This window comes from Streptomyces mangrovisoli (assembly GCF_000974985.2).
Taxonomy (GTDB): domain Bacteria; phylum Actinomycetota; class Actinomycetes; order Streptomycetales; family Streptomycetaceae; genus Streptomyces; species Streptomyces mangrovisoli.
The window spans coordinates 1-4,322 of the sequence record NZ_LAVA02000161.1 but is presented as its reverse complement, the minus strand read 5'-3'; the positions used below and the strand labels follow the sequence as shown (position 1 = coordinate 4,322).

Genomic DNA, 4,322 nt, shown 5'->3' with positions numbered 1-4,322 from the left:
CTTTCCGGCGGTTCCGACTCTATCAGACCTTTTCAGTGTCTGACTCCCAGTCAGCGGGGGTTGTCCTCCCGGCCGTTGGGCCGTTCCGACGTCTCAAACCTTAGCGGATCCGCTCGGCGATTCCCAATCGGGCCCCTGCGGGCCGATCAAGATCCACCGAGTCCCATTCGAATGGAATTCGGGCACGCCGAATTCACCCCGACCGGGCGATCGTGCTGGTGGTTTGTTTGCCGCAGTTGCGGCGGAGGTGCTGTCGCAGAACCGATACGGTCCCGCGGCAACCCGAAGAACTTTACGGATCGCGGGAGGACGCGTCAAGCCCTCCCTGTCAAGATCTTTTAGTCGAGGTCGGTGAGCCGGCCGCCGGCGTCCGGCTGGGCGTGCTCCACGCGGCGAAGAAGCCTGGTCAGCACCTCGCCGAGGACCGTGCGCTCGTCGGCCGAGAGGTCCTGGAGGAGGTCCTCCTCGAAGACCGTGGCCAGCCGCATGGCCTCCAGCCACTTGTCCCGGCCCTCGGGCATGAGCTCGACGATCACCCGGACCCGGTTGGACTCGTCGCGCTCGCGGGTGACCAGACCCTCCGCGACCATCCGGTCGATGCGGTGGGTCATGGCGGCCGGCGTGAGGCCGAGGCGCTTCGCGAGCTCGCTCGGGCCCATCCGGTAGGGGGCGCCCGAGAGCACCAGGGCCTTGAGGACCTCCCACTCGGCGTTGCTGATGCCGAGCGCCGCGGTCTGGCGGCCGTAGGCGACGTTCATCCGGCGGTTGAGCCGGGAGAGGGCCGAGACGATCTTCTCGACCTGGGGGTCGAGGTCCTGGAACTCGCGCTGGTAGGCGGCGATCTGTTCGTCGAGCGTCGGCTCGCCGCCGAGGCCCGCACCGCTGGTGCCGGGGGTGTCACCCATGACGGAAGTATCGCACGGGTCACTTGGTGTCGAAGTCCTTCGGCATGTACTGTTTAGCTTCGAAATTTATCTTCGAAGTCTTCGGTTGTAAGACCTGAGACACACCAACTATCTGAGAGAGGTGAACGTGACCAGGGCGATGGGCGCAGCGATGCGCCGGATCCACGTGGGCAACGCGCTCAGCGCGTTCGGGCTCGGCTTCACCGTCCCCTACCTGTACGTCTATGTGGCACAGGTGCGGGGGCTGGGAGCCATGACGGCGGGGACGGTCCTCGCCGTCTTCGCCGTGGCCGCGCTGATCGTGCTGCCGTTCGCCGGCCGGGCGATCGTGCGGCGCGGCCCGCTGCCGGTCCTGCTCACGGCTCTGGTCACGGCGGCGCTGGGCGCGATGGCTCTGGGCCTCGCGGGAAGCGCGGCGACCGTGATCCTGGCCGCGACCGCGCTCGGCGCGGGTCAGGCCGTGATGCAGCCGGCGCTGGCCACGATGATCGTGGACTGCTCGCCGTCGGAGACCCGGTCGCGGGCGTTCGCGACGCAGTTCTTCCTGCAGAACCTGGGCCTCGGCGTCGGCGGGCTGATCGGCGGCCATCTCGTCGACACCACCCGCGTCTCCTCCTTCACCCTGCTCTTCGCGATCGAGGCGGCGATGTTCCTGCTGCTGGTCGGCGTGATGGCGACGGTGCGGATGCCGCATCTGCCGCAGGTCGAGCGCGCGCCCGGCGGTACGGGCGGCGGCTGGCGGCAGCTGGTGGGCAACCGGGCGATGGTGCAGCTGTGCCTGTTGGGCTTCGTGCTGTTCTTCGCCTGTTACGGCCAGTTCGACTCGGGTCTGACCGCGTACGGCATCCGGGCGGCGGGGATCTCCACCTCCGCGCTGGGGACCGCGCTCGCCGCGAACACGCTGATGATCGTGGTGGCGCAGTTCGCCGTGCTGCGGTTCGTCGAGCGGCGCAAGCGGTCGCGGGTGATCGCCGCCGTGGGCCTGATCTGGGCCGTGGCCTGGGCGGTCGCCGGATACGCGGGGCTCGGGCACGGCAGCCAGCAGATGGCGACGGCCGCGTTCATCTCGACGTACGCCCTGTTCGGGCTGGGTGAGGCGATGCTGTCGCCGACCGTCGCGCCGCTGGTCGCGGACCTGGCGCCGAGCGGCATGGCGGGGCAGTACAACTCGGCCTTCGCCCTGGTGAAGCAGCTCGCGATGGCCGTCGGTCCGGCGGTGGGCGGTCCGATGGGGGCGGCGCTCAAGGCGCCGTACATCGTGACGTTCCTGGTGTTCTCGCTGGGGATCACCGCGCTCGCGCTCAGGCTCGGGCGGCAGCTGACCGCCGTGCAGGACCGGCCGTGGCTCGGACGCAACCGGGTGGTCGCGCGGGGCACCGCCACCGAGGTGCCGGTCGCGGCGGAGGCGTAGGACCTCGAACGCGGCTCCCGGGGCGGCCGTCGTCTTCGGACGGCGGCCGCCCTTCGCGTGCGCGGGGGCGGGTTCAGCCGGCGCGGGGCAGCAGGAACTCGCACCAGACGGCCTTGCCGCCGCCCGGGGTGCGGCGCGCTCCCCAGGTGGTGGCGATGGTCGCGACGATGGCGATGCCCCGGCCCGACTCGTCGCCCGGTTCCGCGCGGCGGCGGCGCGGCAGGTGGTCGTCGCCGTCGGTGACCTCGACGATCAGACGGCGGTCGGTGCGGCGCAGGCGCAGCCGCATGGGCGGCGTGCCGTGCTGGAGGGAGTTGGCGACGAGTTCGCTCGCGGCGAGGACGCCCAGGTCGTGCAGGTCGGGCGGGAAGCGCCAGCTGGCGAGCACGCCGGAGGCGAAGGCGCGGGCCCGGGGCGCCGCCTCGACCCCGCCGAGCAGCTCCAGGGCCGCGTTGCGGAAGAGGTCGCCGTCGGCGCCGGTGCGGGCGGGGTGCTGGAGGACGAGGACGGCGACGTCGTCGTCGTGGTCGGCGGTGACGCCGGCGGAGCGGACCAGGCGGTCGCAGACGACCTGCGGGGTGCCGGTGGCGCCGGCCAGGGCGCGCTCCAGGGACGCGATGCCCTCGTCGAGGTCCTCGTCGCGGCGCTCGACGAGGCCGTCGGTGTAGAGGACGGCGGTGGAGCCGGGGGCCAGCGGGATCGAGCCGGAGGAGTGCACCCAGCCGCCGGTGCCGAGCGGCGGCCCGTTGGGTTCGTCGGCGCGGCGGACGGTGCCGTTCTCGTCGCGGACGAGGATCGGCAGGTGGCCCGCGGAGGCGTGGATCAGCCGGCCCTCGTTCGGGTCGTGGACGGCGTAGACGCAGGTGGCGATCTGGTTGGCGTCGATCTCGGTCGCGAGGCCGTCGAGCAGTTGGAGCACCTCGTGCGGGGGCAGGTCGAGGCGGGCGTAGGCGCGCACGGCGGTGCGGAGCTGGCCCATGACGGCGGCGGCGCGCACCCCGCGGCCCATGACGTCGCCGATGACCAGGGCGGTGCGGCCGCCGCCGAGGGTGATGACGTCGTACCAGTCGCCGCCGACGGCCGCCTCGGTGCCGCCGGGCTGGTAGGTCGCGGCGATGCGCAGGTCGTCGGGCTGTTCGAGTTCCTGCGGGAGCAGGGAGCGCTGGAGGGTGACGGCGGTCTCGCGCTGCCGGCGCTCGCTGGCGCGCAGCCGTTCGGCGGCCTCGGCGTGGTCGGTGACGTCGGTGGCGAAGACGAGCACGCCGCCGCCCTCGCCCTCGGTGACCGGGGTGCAGGTGAACGTGTAGGAGCGGCCGTCGGGGGCCTTGCGGGACTTCAGGGTGCGCGGCTTGCCGCTGCGCAGCACCTGGTCGAGCAGCGGGAGCAGGCCGAGCTCCCGCAGTTCGGGCAGGGCCTCGCCGGCCGGTTCGCCGGACGGGCGGGCGCCGAAGGCGGTGACGTAGGCGTCGTTGACGTAGGCGATGCGGTGCTCGGGGCCGTGCACGAGCGCGACGAGGGCGGGCACGCGGTCGAGGACGGCGCGCGCGGGCAGGTCGTCCACGCCGGGCGCGCACGGCGCGTCGCCGGTGAACTGCTCGGCGCGGGCCGCGGGCACGGAGCCGTCCCCCCGCCGGTCCGGGGTGGCCGCGTGGTCGGTCCGCGCTGCGGCGCGGCGCTGCGTTCCGGGGAGCCGGGCGCTCCAGCGCGTGAAGTTCAAGGGGAATGCCTCGTGGGTGCTGAGGGCGAGTGGGTGCTCGTCCGGGGTCGTGGGGCAGTCTGACAGGGAGGCCGACCACGGCGACATCCGTCAGACGCCGGGGCGGCGCGTGGAGTTCCTCGGTCCGGTCAGGAAGACCCCTTCGGGTCGTCCTCGGGGTGGTGCGGAGGCTTTCCACCGGCCGCGAGTTCGAACTCGGCCCGGGGGTGTTCGAGCGAGCCGAGCGAGACGATCTCCCGTTTGAAGAGTCCCGACAGCGTCCATTCGGCCAGGACGCGGGCCTTGCGGT

3 protein-coding genes and 1 pseudogene are annotated in these 4,322 nt (G+C 72.6%); 1 reads left to right on the top strand and 3 read right to left on the bottom strand.

Annotated features, from left to right (window positions below; genetic code table 11):
- Window positions 1-338: 338 nt before the first annotated feature.
- A complete protein-coding gene (locus WN71_RS38670; protein WP_071369952.1) occupies window positions 339-905 on the bottom strand; it encodes a MarR family winged helix-turn-helix transcriptional regulator in 567 nt (188 codons plus the stop codon).
- Window positions 906-1,056: 151 nt separating this feature from the next.
- Here WN71_RS38670 and WN71_RS38665 point away from each other — a divergent pair, with 151 nt between their 5' ends.
- Window positions 1,057-2,316 (top strand): MFS transporter, encoded by a 1,260-nt coding sequence (locus WN71_RS38665; RefSeq protein WP_206300254.1) that lies wholly within the window; start codon window positions 1,057-1,059, stop codon window positions 2,314-2,316.
- Window positions 2,317-2,389: 73 nt separating this feature from the next.
- Here WN71_RS38665 and WN71_RS38660 read toward each other — a convergent pair whose 3' ends face one another.
- On the bottom strand, window positions 2,390-4,033 hold the full coding sequence (locus tag WN71_RS38660) for an ATP-binding SpoIIE family protein phosphatase (RefSeq protein ID WP_071369953.1): 1,644 nt from the start codon (window positions 4,031-4,033) through the stop codon (window positions 2,390-2,392).
- A 128-nt stretch (window positions 4,034-4,161) separates the two neighbouring features.
- A pseudogene (locus WN71_RS41345) lies at window positions 4,162-4,322 on the bottom strand (NAD(P)/FAD-dependent oxidoreductase); the annotation flags it as partial.